We start from the raw sequence: 13,134 nt of genomic DNA, 5'->3' as shown, positions 1-13,134 counted from the left end.
CGAGCCCCATGCTTGCCCGAAGGCTAGGCGGTTGAGTAGGCGCGTGCAACACTATCCACGATGGGGCGGACATGAATGAGATCGGGATGCACGGGACCGGTGCGGACACGCGCCCGGTGCTGTTCTTCGATTCCGGGGTGGGCGGCCTGTCGGTGCTCGCGCCGACTCGGGCGCTGCTGCCGCAGGCACCGCTCGTCTATGCCGCCGACAGCGCGGGCTATCCCTACGGCACGCGCAGCGAGGCGGAGATCGCGGCGCGGGTTCCGGCGCTGCTGGGGCGGCTGGCGGAGCGTTATCGTCCGCGGCTGATCGTCATCGCGTGCAATACGGCCTCGACGATCGCGCTGCCGCACGTCCGTGCCGCGCTGGACATCCCGATCGTCGGCACGGTGCCGGCGATCAAGCCGGCCGCGCTGCTCTCCAGGACGCGAACGATCGGCGTGCTCGGCACCCGGGCAACGGTGCGCCAGCCCTATGTCGACCGACTCGCGGCCGAGTTCGCGGCGGATTGTACCATCCTGCGCCACGGCAGCGCCGAACTCGTTGATCTGGCCGAGGCCGCCTTGCGCGGCGATGCGCCGGACCTGGCGGCCTATCGCGCGGTGCTCGACGGGCTGTTCGATCAGCCGGGCGGTGCAGCGATCGACGTGATCGTCAATGCCTGCACCCATTTCCCGCTGGTCGAGGCCGAACTCGCCGCCGCCTCGCCGCATCCCGTCACCTTCGTCGATGGCGGCCCCGGCATCGCCCGCCGCGTCGCGCATCTGACCCGAGACGACTCGTGGCCGGCTACACCGAAAGCAGGGATCGCCGTGTTCACGCGGTTGGACGCCTCGACCGAACCGCTTCGCCCCGCGCTTGCGCGGCATGGGCTGACGCAGCTCGAAGCGCTGTAGCGCCTCAGGCCCGGCGCTGCATCGACGCGTGCGGCACCATCGCCCGCAGCCGCTCGGCATAGCGATCGGCCAGCGCCAGGTGGATGCAGCGGACCGACTGGTCCGACGTGCGCGCGGCCGAGGCACGCTCATCCTGCTCGCGTCGCATGAAATATTCGAGGTCTTGGTCGTGCTGACTGGCCATCTGTCGTCTCCCTCGACGGCAAGCGGGAGCCCATATCATCTCTCAGCCGCGGAAATGCTCGGAGTCCCGGTCCGCAGTAGCACCGCTATAGCACAGTTTTGCGCGACCACGGCTGATCCATGGCAAGCGGCACCGTAACGACGTTACGGTAAGCCCTCAGCGTAGCGCCACGACGTTCGCCGGTGGAAATGGTTCCGAAAAACCGCTATCGGGCGCGGTCATGGACCAGGAAGTGCCCGCCCGCGCGGTCGACTATTCGCGCGTTTTCACGCAAGCCATCGATCGGCTGCATGCCGAAGGCCGCTATCGCGTGTTCATCGACATCCTGCGCAACAAGGGCATGTTCCCCAACGCGCGCTGCTTTGCCGGCCACAATGGACCCAAGCCGATCACCGTCTGGTGCTCGAACGACTATCTCGCCATGGGCCAGCATCCCAAGGTGATCGCCGCCATGGAGGGGGCGCTGCACGATGTCGGCGCCGGATCCGGCGGCACCCGCAACATCGGCGGCAACACGCATTACCACATCGACCTCGAATCGGAGCTTGCCGACCTGCACGGCAAGCAGGGCGCGCTCCTCTTCACCAGCGGCTATGTCTCGAACGAAGCGACGTTGGCCACGCTGGCCAAGGTGCTGCCGGGCTGCATCATCTATTCCGATGAACTCAACCACGCATCGATGATCGCGGGCATACGCAATTCGGGGTGCGAGAAGCGCGTGTGGCGCCACAACGATGTCGCGCATCTTGAGGAACTGCTCGCCGCCGACGACCCGTCGGTGCCAAAGGTGATCGCGTTCGAGAGCGTCTATTCGATGGACGGCGACGTCGCCCCGATTCACGCGATCTGCGACCTGGCCGACAAGTACAATGCGCTCACCTATCTCGACGAAGTTCATGCCGTGGGCATGTACGGCGCTCGCGGCGGCGGCATTTCGGAGCGGGACGAGGCGGCGCAGCGGCTGACGATCATCGAGGGAACGCTGGGCAAGGCGTTCGGGGTGATGGGCGGCTATATCGCCGCGGATCAGACGATCATCGACGTGATCCGCTCGTACGCGCCGGGTTTCATCTTCACCACCAGCCTGTCGCCGGTGCTGGTCGCCGGCGCGCTGGCCAGCGTTCGCCACCTCAAGGGGTCGAGCGAGGAGCGCGAGGGTCAGCAGGCGGCGGCGGCAAAGCTCAAGACGCTGTTCGCCGATGCCGGCCTGCCGGTGATGGACACGGCGACTCACATCGTGCCGCTGATGGTCGGCGATCCGGTCCGCGCCAAGCGGATCAGCGACATTCTGCTCGCCGAATACGGCGTCTATGTTCAGCCGATCAATTACCCGACCGTGCCGCGCGGCACGGAGCGGCTGCGCTTCACGCCCGGGCCTGCGCATGACGAAGCGATGATGCACGAGCTGACCCAGGCGCTGGTCGAGATCTGGGAGCGTCTGGAGCTTCGCGCCGCGGCGTGAGTTGCGACGAGCCGTGGAACTCGTTCCACGGCCCGGTGATTGTGCGCCTGTAACGAACAGGGAGCACGAATTGATGAAGGTCCTGATGAAGGCGACGGCGGTCGCCGGTTTCCTGGCGCTGGCCGCATGCGGCGGTAATGCCGACGACCAGGCTGCGGCCAATGTCGAGGCGGCGGCGGACAACCAGGCCGATCAGCTCGACGCGATGGCCGACAACGCGACTAACGAGACGATGGAAGATTCGCTCGAGCGGCAGGCCGATCAGGTCCGCGAAGCCGGCGAGGACAAGGCCGACGCGATCGACGACAATGACGACGCGCGTCTCGAGAACGCGATGTAATCAGCCGATCAGCGACTCGACCCAGTCCGGCACCAGCGTGCCGGCCGGGCCGAGTCGCGTCGTGTCGAACCAGTCGCTCCCGTCCGAGCGATCGAGATTGAGCTCGAGCGTCTGCGCGCCACAGGCACGCGCGATGCGGACGAAGCCGGCGGCGGGATAGACGGCGCCCGATGTGCCGATCGATACGAACAGGTCGGCGCGCTCCAGCGCCGCTTCGATCACGTCCATGTGATAGGGCATTTCGCCGAAGAACACGATGTCCGGCCGCAGCGCCGGCGCATCGCAGGACGGGCAGCGCGTGAGCGGCGGCAGCGCATCGCGCCATTCGGTCTGCACCCCGCACAGCCCGCACAACGCCGAGTTCAGCTCGCCATGCATGTGCAGCAGCCGGCGCGATCCCGCGCGTTCGTGCAGGTCGTCGACATTCTGCGTCACCAGCAGCAGCTCGCCCGGCCATTCGCGGTCGAGCCGCGCCAGCGCGTGATGCGCCGCATTCGGCTCGACCGTCGTCAATTTGGCGCGGCGCTCGTCGTAGAAGCGGTGGACGAGGACCGGGTCGGCGGCGAGCGCCTCGGGCGTGCAGACGTCCTCGACGCGATGCCCCTCCCACAACCCGCCGGGGCCGCGGAACGTGGCGACGCCGCTTTCGGCGGAAACGCCGGCGCCGGTCAGGATGACGATGTTGCGAACGTCGGTCATGCGCGTCGAAATGCCTCCGTCGTGTTCACCTCGAAGGGTGGGTGAACAACCACTTTGCGCCAATTGGCCTTGAACCCGGGCAGTAGCGAAAGATGGGCAATGAGGCTGTCCCAGCCGGCCGCCTCCTCATGGAACGTCCAGACCTGACCCGCCATTTCTATGTCGCAGCAGATCAAATCCGTCGTCAGCGCGTCCAGCTTGTAGAAAGCGACGGCGTCGATGCGGTCCAGCGGTAGATTGCTGATTACATCCGCCGTGATGTCGGTCTGGCTCATACGCCCCCTCGTGAGCCGAACAGGATGATGGCCGCACCGAGCAGAACGACCGCGCCGCCGGCAAGGTCCCAGCGGTCCGGCCGCGCGCCCTCGACCGCCCAGAGCCAGAGCAGCGATGCGGCGACATAGACGCCGCCATAGGCGGCATAGGCTCGACCGGCATGGCCACTGTCGACCAGCGTCAGCAACCAGGCGAATGCGATCAGGCTGGCGAGGCCCGGAACCAGCCATAGCGGCGACTTGTCGAGCCGCAGCCAGGCCCAGAAGGCGAAGCAGCCGCCGATTTCGGCCAGCGCGGCAAGGGCATAGACGGCAAGGACCGACAGGGAAGGCGTCATGGACCGAAGTCTAGCTCAATCGTCCTCATCGTCGTAGCCGGCAAGTTCGAGCGCGCGCGCCTTGATCTGGCGCTGGCGGCACCAATGGACCAGCGCGTCTTCGCGGCCATGCGTGACCCATACTTCGCGCGGGGCGATCTCGCGCAACGTCGTCGTCAGTTCGTCCCAATCGGCATGGTCCGACAGGATCAGCGGCAGTTCGACGTTGCGTTGTCTGGCACGCTGGCGAACGGTCATCCAGCCCGACGCCATCGCCGTGATCGGATCGGGCAGCCGGCGCGACCAGCGATCGTTCAGCGCGCCCGGCGGGCACATCACGATCCGTCCTTGCAGTTCCTTCTTGGCGACGCCGGTCGCGGGGCGCAGGTCGCCAAGCGCCACGCCATGCTCGACATACAGGTCGCACAATCGCTGCAGCGCGCCGTGGATATAGATCGGATCGTCGAACCCCATGCCGCGCAATTCCCGGATCACGCGCTGCGCCTTGCCCAGGGCATAGGCACCGACCAGCACGCAGCGCTCCGGCTCGGCGCGAAGCGCGGTGAGCAGCTTGTCCATCTCGTCGGTCGTCTCGGGATGGCGGAACACGGGCAGGCCGAAGGTGGCTTCGGTGATGAACACGTCGCACGGCACAGGCTGGAACGGTGCGCAGGTCGGATCGGGACGGCGCTTGTAGTCGCCCGACACGACGACTCGCTCCCCGGCATGGTCCAGCACGATCTGCGCCGACCCCAGGACATGGCCGGCGGGAACGAAGGTCGCCTCGACCTCGCCCAACTTCACCGTCTCGCCATAGGCCACCGGACGTTCGACCTGCGGGCCATAGCGCGCGTCCATGATGGCGAGCGTTTCGGGCGTCGCCCAGACCGCGCCATGTCCGCCGCGCGCGTGATCGGCATGGCCATGGGTGACCAGCGCGCGGGCCTTGGGCTGCGAAGGATCGACCCAGGCGTCGGCGGCCGGAATGAAGATCCCTTCGGGGTGCGGTTCGATCCAGCTGCCTAGGCCCATGACAGCATATGCGTCGGGCGCGGCAGAGGTTCCCCTAAGGCTGCCTGCAACCGCGCGGGGATCAAAGCGCCCGGGGAATCGTTGGCCGGTTCTGAACGATTGAGGTGCTGTATGGACTTGGACTTTTCGAGCCTGCAGGGCGTGATGGTGATCATCGGCCCGATCGTGCTGGCCGCGGTGCTGCTGTGGGCGGTGCTCAACAACCGCACCAGCCGTGCGCAGAAGGAGCGCACCGAGGAAGCGACCCGGCGCGTGCGCGAGGAGCAGAATCGCGAGGATGTTGCGCGCGAGCCGTGACGCGATAGTCCCAGCGCAGTTCCCCTGCGAAAGCAGGGGCCTAGGGCTACAAGCGAGTCGCCTGTCATCCTGGGCCCCTGCTTTCGCAGGGGAACTGGTATGGTGAGCAAAGGCGGCTAAGGCTTGCTGTGTGAAGCCAAACGACCTTCCACCGATACTAACCGATTGGTTCCAGTCGCGCGGCTGGACGCCGCGGCGGCATCAACTGGACATGCTCGGCGCCGGGCGCGCCGGGCGACATGCGCTGCTGGTCGCGGCGACCGGCGCCGGCAAGACGCTGGCGGGCTTCCTGCCGACGCTGACCGAATTGATCGACGCGCCGTCCGACGGGCTCCACACGCTCTACATCTCGCCGCTCAAGGCCCTTGCGGTCGATGTGCAGCGCAACCTCTTGACCCCGATCGAACAGATGGGGCTGCCGATCCGGGTCGAGACGCGGACGGGCGACACGCCGCATGATCGCAAGGTGCGCCAGCGCGCGCGACCGCCACAGATCCTGCTGACCACGCCCGAATCGTTGAGCCTGCTGCTGTCGTACGAAGACAGCTTCACCATGTTCGCCGGCCTCAAGACCATCGTGGTGGACGAGGTGCATGCCTTCGCGACGGAAAAGCGCGGCGACCTGCTGGCGCTGGCGATGGCTCGACTGCAGCGGATCGCGCCGGGGCTGCGCCGCGTGGCGCTGTCGGCGACGGTCGCCGATCCGGACGGTTATCGCGCGTGGCTCGCCCCCGATGGCGACATCGACGCCGTCAGCCTCGTGCTGGGCGAAAAGGGTGCCGACCCGGATATCGCGATCCTGTTGCCCGAGGGGCGCGTGCCATGGTCGGGGCATAGCGGCGTCTATGCGATCCCGCAGGTGATGGCGGAGATCGAGACTCACCGCACGACCATCGTGTTCTGCAACACGCGGGGCCTGGCCGAGCTCGTCTTCCAGAATCTGTGGAAGGTGAACGACCTCAAGCTGCCGATCGGGGTGCATCATGGCAGCCTCAGCCTTGAGGCGCGGCGCAAGGCCGAACAGGCGATGGCGGACGGCAAGCTGCGCGCGCTGGTGGCGACGGCGAGCCTCGACCTGGGCGTCGATTGGGGCGATGTTGACTGCGTGATCCAGATGGGCGCGCCCAAGGGCTCCTCGCGCCTGCTGCAGCGGATCGGCCGCGCCAATCACCGGCTGGACGAATCGAGCGAAGCGGTGCTCGTGCCCGGCAACCGCTTCGAATATCTCGAAGCGCGCGCCGCGCTCGACGCGGTCGACGCGGGCGAGCTTGATCCAGACAATTTCCGTGCGGGCGCGCTCGACGTGCTGGCGCAGCACGTCATGGGCGTGGCCTGTGCCGCGCCGTTCGATGCCGGCGATTTGCTCGACGAGGTGCGCGGCGCCCTGCCCTATTCGGCGCTGGAGGCCGAAACGTTCGATCGCGTGCTGAACTTCATCGCCGATGGCGGCTATTCGCTGCGCGCCTATGACCGGTTCAAGCGACTGACGCGCACGCCCGACGGCCTGTGGCGGGTGACCAAGCCCGCCTTCATCGCTCAGCATCGCCTGAATGCCGGGATCATCGTCGAAGCAGCGATGATGGACGTGCGCTTCAAGAACGGTCGGCGCCTGGGCAAGGTCGAGGAAGGGTTCGGCACCCAGCTGGCGCCGGGCGACACCTTCTTCTTCGCCGGCATGGCGCTTGAGGTCGAACGGACCGAGCTCACTGACCTCATCGTGCGCGCCACGTCGAAACAGGCGCGCTTCGTTTCCTATACCGGGCTGCGGCTCTCGATCACGTCGAGCCTTGCGGATCGCGTGCGGCGGTTCCTTGCCGATCCCGCCGAATGGGCGCGCTTCCCCGACGATGTGCGCGAATGGCTCGAGGTGCAGCGTCAGCGCTCGCAGCTGCCGACGCCGGGACAGCTGCTGATCGAGACCTTCCCGCACGAGAAGCGGCATCATCTGGTCTGCTACAGTTTCGAAGGCTGGAACGCGCATCAGTCGCTCGGCATGCTGATCACGCGGCGGATGGAAGCGCTGGGCCTGAAGCCGCTCGGGTTCGTCGCCAACGACTATGCGCTCGCCGTTTATGGCCTCGAAAAGATCACCGACCCGGCCGCGCTCTTCTCGCCCGACATCCTCGAGCATGAATTCGTCGACTGGGTCCAGGGATCGGCGCTGCTGAAGCGGGCGTTCCGCGAAGTCGCGATCATCGGCGGGCTGGTCGAGCGGCAGCAGCCGGGCAAGAAGAAGACCGGGCGGCAGGTCACGTTCTCGACCGATCTCATCTACGACGTGCTGCGGAAATACGAACCCGATCATCTGTTGCTGCGTGCCGCGTGGGCCGATGCGCGCGCTCGGATGACCGATGTTGGTCGGCTTGGTCGATTGCTCGACACCGCCGTCGACCAAATGGTCCACGTCGACCTCCCCCGAGTAAGCCCCATGGCTGTACCGGTGCTGATCATGATCGGGCGGGAAAAGGTTGCGACTGGGGCGGTCGAGGACGAGTTGCTGATCGAAGCCGAAGCGCTGGCGAACGAGGCGATGCGCGTGGACTGAGGCTTAGCGATGCAGCACTGGCGCAACGGAACGCGATTGCTACACGGTTCATGGAAGCGTATCGTGATGCCATGCTGCGCTTTATCGCGCCCGCGCTGTTGCTTTGCGCCGCTCCGGCCGCGCCGCATGATGTCGCGACGCCAGCAAACGCCGACCATCATCTGCCGGACGACAGCGCCGGCGACATGGCATTGGGCGAGCTGGCCAACCGCATGACCGTGCCCGTATCGATCAACGGCAGCGCGCCGCAGCCGTTCGTCATCGATACCGGCGCCGAGCGGTCCGTCATCTCGCGCCAGTTTGCCCTGCGGTTGGGGCTGGCCGCAGGTCCGACGGTGCGACTGACGACCATGACCGGCCAATCCAACGTGCCGACGGTTGTGATACCTTCGCTGGATGTGGGGCCGGTGCGCGATCGACGCGCGTTCAATGCCCCCGCGCTCGAAGCGCGGCATATGGGCGCGCACGGGTTGCTCGGGATCGAGCAACTGCGCCGTCACATGGTCGCGATCGATTTCAAGAGCGGCACGATCAGCCTGCGCCCGTCGCGCAGCGCAGGTGGCCGCCAGGAGCGGCGTCCTGGCGACACCGACGAGATCGTGGTCACCGCGCGCAGTCGCCTGGGGCAGTTGATCGTCACCGAGGCCGAGTTCGAGGGCACGCGGGTGACGGTGGTGATCGATACCGGATCGCAGGTCAGCATGGGCAATCTGGCGCTGCAACGAAAGCTGCGGCGCATCCCGCTCAAAGGGCCGATCGAGATGACGAGCGTCACCGGCGAGAAGCTGACCGTGAACTATCACGTGGCCGAGCGGGTGCGGATCGGTGGCGTGAACCTGGCTGGGGTGCCGGTCGCTTTCGCCGATATCCCGCCGTTCGAGCATTTCGGCCTGTCGAACCGGCCGGCGGTGATGCTGGGAATGGATGCGCTGCGCGGTTTCCGGCGAGTCGAGATCGATTTTCCGGACCGCAAGATTCGCATGTTGGTCTCGCGCAACCCCTCCAACGACGTCAGCGTGTTATCGCGTTCCGGCCAAGCCAGCCGGCTTCGCTGATCCGCGGCCACGGCTTGACGCCATGACTGGGCAAGGCGATAGGCGCGCCATGGTTCCCTTTTCGTTCGCTGGCCATGACTTGTTCGCGCTGTCGGAGGGCGCGCTGTTCTGGCCCGAGCGGCGTGCGCTGATCGTCGCGGACCTGCATTTCGAGAAGGCCAGCTGGTTTGCCAAGGGCGGGCAGATGTTGCCGCCCTATGACACGCTGGAGACGCTAGCTGCGGTCGCCGCACTGGTGCGGCGGACGGCGGCCGCCGAACTGTGGTGCCTGGGGGACAGCTTTCATGATTCGGCGGGCTGCGAACGGCTTCAGCCCGACGCGCGCGCGGCGCTGATCTCGCTGACCGCGGCCGTGCGTTGGGTGTGGATCACCGGTAACCACGACGCCCATCTGGTCGATCACTGTGGCGGCGAGATCGTCGAGGAAGCGCTGGTTGACGGCCTGTTGCTGCGTCACGAGGCCGAGCGGGACGAGGTACGACCGGAACTGTCGGGGCATTTCCACCCCAAGTTGCGAGTGAAGCTGCGTGGCCGGCCCGTGTCACGGCGGTGTTTCGTGGCAAGTTCGACCAAGCTGATCCTGCCGGCCTTCGGGGCGCTGACCGGCGGCCTCGACGTTACGCATCCGGGGATCGTGCGGGCGGTGGGCCGCGGGGCCGAGGCGCTGGTGCCGGTCAGCGACCGGCTGCTGCGCTTTCCGATCGCAGCCTAGGCGATCAGCCGGGCAACGTCCGCAAAGTCGTGCGCGATGTCGTGAACGCCGATCGCGCGTAGCCGATCGTCATGGCCGACCGCGCAATGGCTGCCCGCGCACAGGCCGATCACATGCGCGCCCGACGCAACCGCTCCGGTCGCACCGACGGGCGAATCCTCGAGGATCGCGCACCTGCGAATTGGCACGCCGAGTGCCGCGGCAGCGTGCAGATAGATGTCGGGCGCCGGCTTGCCGCGCGTGACATGCTCCTTGCCGCTGAAAATCCGCCCCTCAAATGCATCGCGCAAGCCAAGGTGATCGAGATGCGTGGTGATCCACTGCGTCGAACTGGACGAAGCGATGGCGCGCGGCAGATCGGCGGGGAGCGATCGTACGAAGGCGACCGCGCCGGCGACTTCGGCCATGCCCTCGGCAAGGACTCGCTGGTTCTCGATCTCGCGCGCTTCGTGAAAATCTTCCGGCAGCGCACGGCCGAGCCAGCGTTCGATCGCGCCCAGAAAGTCCTGTCCCGAGAGGCCCATGAAGTGCGTCATCGCATCCTCGGGCGTGATCGGATGCCCCTGCGCCGTCAGATATTCGGCTAGGTGCCGGTTGCCGGCATATTCGCTCTCAAGCAGCACGCCGTCGAAGTCGAAGATAAGTCCGTCGAAACGCGTGGTGATCATGCGCGCGCGCCGAACAGCGCGGTGCCGATGCGAACGTGGGTGGCGCCGAGCGTCACCGCCGTCTCGAAATCATCGGACATGCCCATGCTGAGCCCGGACAAGCCACAATCGCGCGCCAGCTTGGCCAGCAGCGCGAAATAGGGGGCGGATTCCAGGTTCAGCGGCGGGACCGCCATCAGCCCGGCGACCGGCAGATCGGCGCTGCGTGCCTCCGCCAGCATGCCCGGCAGACTCGCGACCGCGCACCCGCCCTTCTGCGGTTCGTCCCCGATATTGACCTGGATGAAACAGGCCGGGCGCTTGCCGACCTTGTCCATCGCCTTGGCGAGCGCGCTTATCAGCGACGGGCGGTCAAGCGAGTGGATCGCGTCGAACAGCGCAACGGCCTCCTCCGCCTTGTTCGACTGCAGTTGGCCGACCAAATGGAGTTCTATACCGCCCGTCGTCTCGCGCAATGCAGGCCATTTGGCGGCAGCTTCCTGCACGCGATTTTCACCGAAGACGCGCTGCCCAGCTTCGATCAGCGGACGGATCGCATCGGCGTCGCGTGTCTTCGATACGGCGATCAGCTGCACATCGGCGGGGTCGCGTTGCGCCTGGGCGGCGGCGCGAACGATTTGGTCGTGGATCGCGGCAAGGCGCGAGTCAGCGGTGTCGGATGGCATGCGCGAGGCTATAGGAGGGCAGATGCGACCCCGCCACCCCCACCGCCTGCCGTTCCGCTGGCTGATGACTGACGAGCGGATGGGCGAAGCGCTGTGGCCCGCGCTCGCGCGGCTACCGCGAGGTTCCGGCGTGATCGTGCGTCATTACTCGCTTGCCCCCGACGATCGTCGCGCGCTGGCGATACGGATCGAGCGGATCGCGCGGCGGCGCGGGCTGGTGATGCTGGTCGGCGGCGTCGATCATGGCCGGCACCGCGGTGCACTGACCGCGCCGGTGCATTCCCGTCGGGAAGCGATCGCGGCAATCCGGGGTGGCGCGATGCTGCTGTTCGCGTCGCCGGTGCACCCAACGCGATCGCATCCCGGATTGAGCGCGTTGGGCCGGGTACGATTGGGATTGATGACTCGGGGCCTCGATACCCCGGTGATCGCGCTGGGCGGGATGGACGAGCGGCGCTGGCGCACGCTCAAACCGATGCGCGTCTATGGCTGGGCGGCGATCGATGCCTGGCTGACCGCTACAGGCCGCGCGGACTAGCGCAGCTTAGAAGCGGATCGCGGTGCCGACATAGACCGCCTGGCTGTCGCGGCGATCGTCGGTCAGCTGCGGCAGGCGGTTCTCTTCGCTCTTGTAGCGCACGCCGGCCGTCACATCGAGGTTGCGGGTGATCGAATAGGACCCGCCGACATCGATCGAATAATTGGGCTCGTCCGCGATCAGACGCGGCTCGCCGGCGAGCGGCCGTTCGGCACCCGCCTTGATCCGGCCCGACGCTCGCTTGCCGGTGTAGCTGACGCCAAGCTCGGCCGATTCGCGGCTGCCCGGCGCACCGCCGAGATCCAGCTTCGCCAGGTCACCCGAAACGGCGAAGCGCTTCCAACCGACCGATACGCCCAGATTGTAGGCGATCGGCTGAAGCGTGACGGCAGCCGGTGCGGCAGCACCCCGGTCGGCCAGAGTGGTAGCCGGGCGGGCGTTGCGCGCGCGCACCGCAACGGTGACGCTGCGATTGCTGGTCCGCACCGAATCAGCAGGCGTGAAGCGGAAGCCGCTGCCCGACAGGCCACTGCGCGCCAGAACTGCCGCGAGGCGCGGGTCGGCGGCGGCAGGGGTGAAGGTCCCGATCCCGGCGATGGTGGGCGCGCGCTTGGCCGTCACCCGCTGCTGCGGCGCGGACTGTGCGAGCAGCGCAGGCGCGGCGACGAGACCCAGGGCGGCAACCGCCCCGATCCCAATGCCAGCCATGTTACGCCGAACGCTCATGTCATCCCCGATCCTGTCATCGGTGCTACCATAATTCGGATCGAATGTTCCACCGCCGGAATCTGTTTTCGCAAAGGTGTGACTTTCGCGCCATAGCGCAGGCTGCGTTTTCGGCCCTGCGGGCGGGTGGCGCAACCGAGCGCCGCGCTTGCGGCGCGCGCGCGACCATCTATAGATGCACGCGATGATGACGTCCCATAGGAAGATGCCGATGAACCGCCTGTTGCGCACCGCGATCCTGGGCAGCCTGGCCCTGAGCACGGCAGCCGGCCTGTCGGCCTGCAGCAAGGGTGGCAAGCGACCGCAGGCGGATCTGGCTGCGTCAAAGGTGACGACGATCGGCGTCAACGCTTATTTGTGGCGCGCCGCGCTCGACACGATCTCGTTCATGCCGCTTGTCCAGACCGACTCGAACGGCGGCGTGATCGTGACCGATTGGTATGTGAATCCGAACGCACCGACCGAGCGGATGAAGGTGACCGTGTCCATCCTGGACCAGGATCTACGGGCCGACGCGCTGCGGGTGGCGGCGCTGCGCGAAGTGAATCGCGGCGGCCAGTGGGTCGCTTCGCCGGTCGAGGCGGCGACGGTGCAGAAGCTGGAGGACATCATCCTCACTCGCGCTCGCGACTTGCGCCGCGCGGCGATTGCGGCGGATTGATCGGCCGGAAGCCAATTTAAGTATTCTGTCGTCACCCCGGCCTTGTGCCGGGGTCCATGGTG

17 protein-coding genes are annotated in these 13,134 nt (G+C 66.9%); 9 read left to right on the top strand and 8 right to left on the bottom strand.

The window, feature by feature from the left end; translation table 11 throughout:
* The first annotated feature begins 71 nt into the window (after window positions 1-71).
* Window positions 72-896 (top strand): glutamate racemase, encoded by an 825-nt coding sequence (murI, locus tag BFL28_RS19465; protein WP_241527413.1) that lies wholly within the window; start codon window positions 72-74, stop codon window positions 894-896.
* A gap of 4 nt (window positions 897-900) precedes the next feature.
* Here the strand turns inward: murI and BFL28_RS19460 are convergent, their stop codons facing one another.
* Window positions 901-1,080: a hypothetical protein gene (locus BFL28_RS19460; RefSeq protein WP_069322178.1), complete on the bottom strand. Its 180-nt coding sequence runs from the start codon at window positions 1,078-1,080 to the stop codon at window positions 901-903.
* Between the two features lie 220 nt (window positions 1,081-1,300).
* Here BFL28_RS19460 and hemA point away from each other — a divergent pair, with 220 nt between their 5' ends.
* Together hemA and BFL28_RS19450 are read left to right on the top strand one after the other, a co-directional pair.
* A complete protein-coding gene (gene hemA / locus BFL28_RS19455) occupies window positions 1,301-2,542 on the top strand; it encodes a 5-aminolevulinate synthase (RefSeq protein ID WP_069322177.1) in 1,242 nt (413 codons plus the stop codon).
* 73 nt (window positions 2,543-2,615) lie between these two features.
* Window positions 2,616-2,882, top strand: a complete 267-nt coding sequence (locus tag BFL28_RS19450) for a hypothetical protein (RefSeq protein WP_069322176.1) — start codon at window positions 2,616-2,618, stop codon at window positions 2,880-2,882.
* Here the strand turns inward: BFL28_RS19450 and BFL28_RS19445 are convergent, their stop codons facing one another.
* The 4 genes from BFL28_RS19445 to BFL28_RS19430 are packed head-to-tail and all read right to left on the bottom strand — an operon-like array spanning window position 2,883 to window position 5,205.
* Window positions 2,883-3,581, bottom strand: a complete 699-nt coding sequence (locus BFL28_RS19445) for an NAD-dependent deacylase (RefSeq protein WP_069322175.1) — start codon at window positions 3,579-3,581, stop codon at window positions 2,883-2,885.
* Window positions 3,578-3,856 (bottom strand): hypothetical protein, encoded by a 279-nt coding sequence (locus tag BFL28_RS19440; protein WP_069322174.1) that lies wholly within the window; start codon window positions 3,854-3,856, stop codon window positions 3,578-3,580. Before BFL28_RS19440 ends, BFL28_RS19445 begins: the two co-directional genes overlap by 4 nt.
* Window positions 3,853-4,194, bottom strand: coding sequence for a YnfA family protein (locus BFL28_RS19435; RefSeq protein WP_173655803.1), 342 nt, complete (start codon window positions 4,192-4,194; stop codon window positions 3,853-3,855). The genes BFL28_RS19440 and BFL28_RS19435 overlap by 4 nt, the downstream gene beginning before the upstream one ends.
* 15 nt (window positions 4,195-4,209) lie before the next feature.
* On the bottom strand, window positions 4,210-5,205 hold the full coding sequence (locus BFL28_RS19430; protein ID WP_069322173.1) for a ligase-associated DNA damage response exonuclease: 996 nt from the start codon (window positions 5,203-5,205) through the stop codon (window positions 4,210-4,212).
* 111 nt (window positions 5,206-5,316) lie between these two features.
* Here BFL28_RS19430 and BFL28_RS19425 point away from each other — a divergent pair, with 111 nt between their 5' ends.
* From BFL28_RS19425 to pdeM, 4 genes are all read left to right on the top strand, one after another.
* Entirely contained in the window at window positions 5,317-5,502 is a 186-nt protein-coding gene (locus BFL28_RS19425) for a hypothetical protein (protein WP_069322172.1), read from the top strand.
* A 130-nt stretch (window positions 5,503-5,632) separates the two neighbouring features.
* The gene (locus tag BFL28_RS19420) at window positions 5,633-8,047 is read left to right on the top strand and encodes a ligase-associated DNA damage response DEXH box helicase (protein ID WP_079247321.1); all 2,415 of its coding nucleotides are present in this window, start codon (window positions 5,633-5,635) and stop codon (window positions 8,045-8,047) included.
* A 71-nt stretch (window positions 8,048-8,118) separates the two neighbouring features.
* Window positions 8,119-9,102, top strand: a complete 984-nt coding sequence (locus BFL28_RS19415) for a retroviral-like aspartic protease family protein (protein WP_173655802.1) — start codon at window positions 8,119-8,121, stop codon at window positions 9,100-9,102.
* Window positions 9,103-9,151: 49 nt separating this feature from the next.
* Window positions 9,152-9,814, top strand: a complete 663-nt coding sequence (gene pdeM / locus BFL28_RS19410; protein ID WP_069322169.1) for a ligase-associated DNA damage response endonuclease PdeM — start codon at window positions 9,152-9,154, stop codon at window positions 9,812-9,814.
* On the opposite strand, the gene BFL28_RS19405 is transcribed toward pdeM, so the two are convergent.
* Together BFL28_RS19405 and BFL28_RS19400 are read right to left on the bottom strand one after the other, a co-directional pair.
* Window positions 9,811-10,482: an HAD family hydrolase gene (locus tag BFL28_RS19405; RefSeq protein ID WP_069322168.1), complete on the bottom strand. Its 672-nt coding sequence runs from the start codon at window positions 10,480-10,482 to the stop codon at window positions 9,811-9,813. The two genes, pdeM and BFL28_RS19405, sit on opposite strands and share 4 nt — an antisense overlap.
* A complete protein-coding gene (locus BFL28_RS19400; protein WP_069322167.1) occupies window positions 10,479-11,147 on the bottom strand; it encodes a YggS family pyridoxal phosphate-dependent enzyme in 669 nt (222 codons plus the stop codon). Before BFL28_RS19400 ends, BFL28_RS19405 begins: the two co-directional genes overlap by 4 nt.
* A 22-nt stretch (window positions 11,148-11,169) precedes the next feature.
* Between BFL28_RS19400 and BFL28_RS19395 the strand changes: the two genes are divergently transcribed.
* Complete coding sequence (locus BFL28_RS19395) at window positions 11,170-11,685, top strand: thiamine phosphate synthase (protein WP_069322166.1); 516 nt, start codon at window positions 11,170-11,172, stop codon at window positions 11,683-11,685.
* A gap of 6 nt (window positions 11,686-11,691) precedes the next feature.
* Here BFL28_RS19395 and BFL28_RS19390 read toward each other — a convergent pair whose 3' ends face one another.
* Window positions 11,692-12,411 carry a hypothetical protein gene (locus BFL28_RS19390; protein ID WP_241527412.1) on the bottom strand — a complete coding sequence of 240 codons (720 nt, stop codon included), beginning with the start codon at window positions 12,409-12,411 and terminating at the stop codon, window positions 11,692-11,694.
* 211 nt (window positions 12,412-12,622) lie between these two features.
* Between BFL28_RS19390 and BFL28_RS19385 the strand changes: the two genes are divergently transcribed.
* A complete protein-coding gene (locus BFL28_RS19385; RefSeq protein WP_069322278.1) occupies window positions 12,623-13,072 on the top strand; it encodes a DUF3576 domain-containing protein in 450 nt (149 codons plus the stop codon).
* The last annotated feature ends 62 nt before the right edge of the window (window positions 13,073-13,134 follow it).

Origin of the sequence: Sphingomonas turrisvirgatae (assembly GCF_001721295.1) — a bacterium.
Taxonomy (GTDB): Bacteria; Pseudomonadota; Alphaproteobacteria; order Sphingomonadales; family Sphingomonadaceae; genus Sphingomonas; species Sphingomonas turrisvirgatae.
The sequence above is the reverse complement of the archived record's forward strand: the minus strand, read 5'-3'. Positions and strand labels throughout refer to the sequence as shown.

Excerpts from the sequence above, each read along its gene's own strand:
- murI (WP_241527413.1), top strand. The coding sequence starts at position 72 with ATGAATGAGATCGGGATGCACGGGACCGGTGCGGACACGCGCCCGGTG.
- BFL28_RS19460 (WP_069322178.1), bottom strand. The coding sequence starts at position 1,080 with ATGGCCAGTCAGCACGACCAAGACCTCGAATATTTCATGCGACGCGAG.
- hemA (WP_069322177.1), top strand. The coding sequence starts at position 1,301 with ATGGACCAGGAAGTGCCCGCCCGCGCGGTCGACTATTCGCGCGTTTTC.
- BFL28_RS19450 (WP_069322176.1), top strand. The coding sequence starts at position 2,616 with ATGAAGGTCCTGATGAAGGCGACGGCGGTCGCCGGTTTCCTGGCGCTG.
- BFL28_RS19445 (WP_069322175.1), bottom strand. The coding sequence starts at position 3,581 with ATGACCGACGTTCGCAACATCGTCATCCTGACCGGCGCCGGCGTTTCC.
- BFL28_RS19440 (WP_069322174.1), bottom strand. The coding sequence starts at position 3,856 with ATGAGCCAGACCGACATCACGGCGGATGTAATCAGCAATCTACCGCTG.
- BFL28_RS19435 (WP_173655803.1), bottom strand. The coding sequence starts at position 4,194 with ATGACGCCTTCCCTGTCGGTCCTTGCCGTCTATGCCCTTGCCGCGCTG.
- BFL28_RS19430 (WP_069322173.1), bottom strand. The coding sequence starts at position 5,205 with ATGGGCCTAGGCAGCTGGATCGAACCGCACCCCGAAGGGATCTTCATT.
- BFL28_RS19425 (WP_069322172.1), top strand. The coding sequence starts at position 5,317 with ATGGACTTGGACTTTTCGAGCCTGCAGGGCGTGATGGTGATCATCGGC.
- BFL28_RS19415 (WP_173655802.1), top strand. The coding sequence starts at position 8,119 with ATGCTGCGCTTTATCGCGCCCGCGCTGTTGCTTTGCGCCGCTCCGGCC.
- pdeM (WP_069322169.1), top strand. The coding sequence starts at position 9,152 with ATGGTTCCCTTTTCGTTCGCTGGCCATGACTTGTTCGCGCTGTCGGAG.
- BFL28_RS19405 (WP_069322168.1), bottom strand. The coding sequence starts at position 10,482 with ATGATCACCACGCGTTTCGACGGACTTATCTTCGACTTCGACGGCGTG.
- BFL28_RS19400 (WP_069322167.1), bottom strand. The coding sequence starts at position 11,147 with ATGCCATCCGACACCGCTGACTCGCGCCTTGCCGCGATCCACGACCAA.
- BFL28_RS19395 (WP_069322166.1), top strand. The coding sequence starts at position 11,170 with ATGCGACCCCGCCACCCCCACCGCCTGCCGTTCCGCTGGCTGATGACT.
- BFL28_RS19390 (WP_241527412.1), bottom strand. The coding sequence starts at position 12,411 with ATGAGCGTTCGGCGTAACATGGCTGGCATTGGGATCGGGGCGGTTGCC.
- BFL28_RS19385 (WP_069322278.1), top strand. The coding sequence starts at position 12,623 with ATGAACCGCCTGTTGCGCACCGCGATCCTGGGCAGCCTGGCCCTGAGC.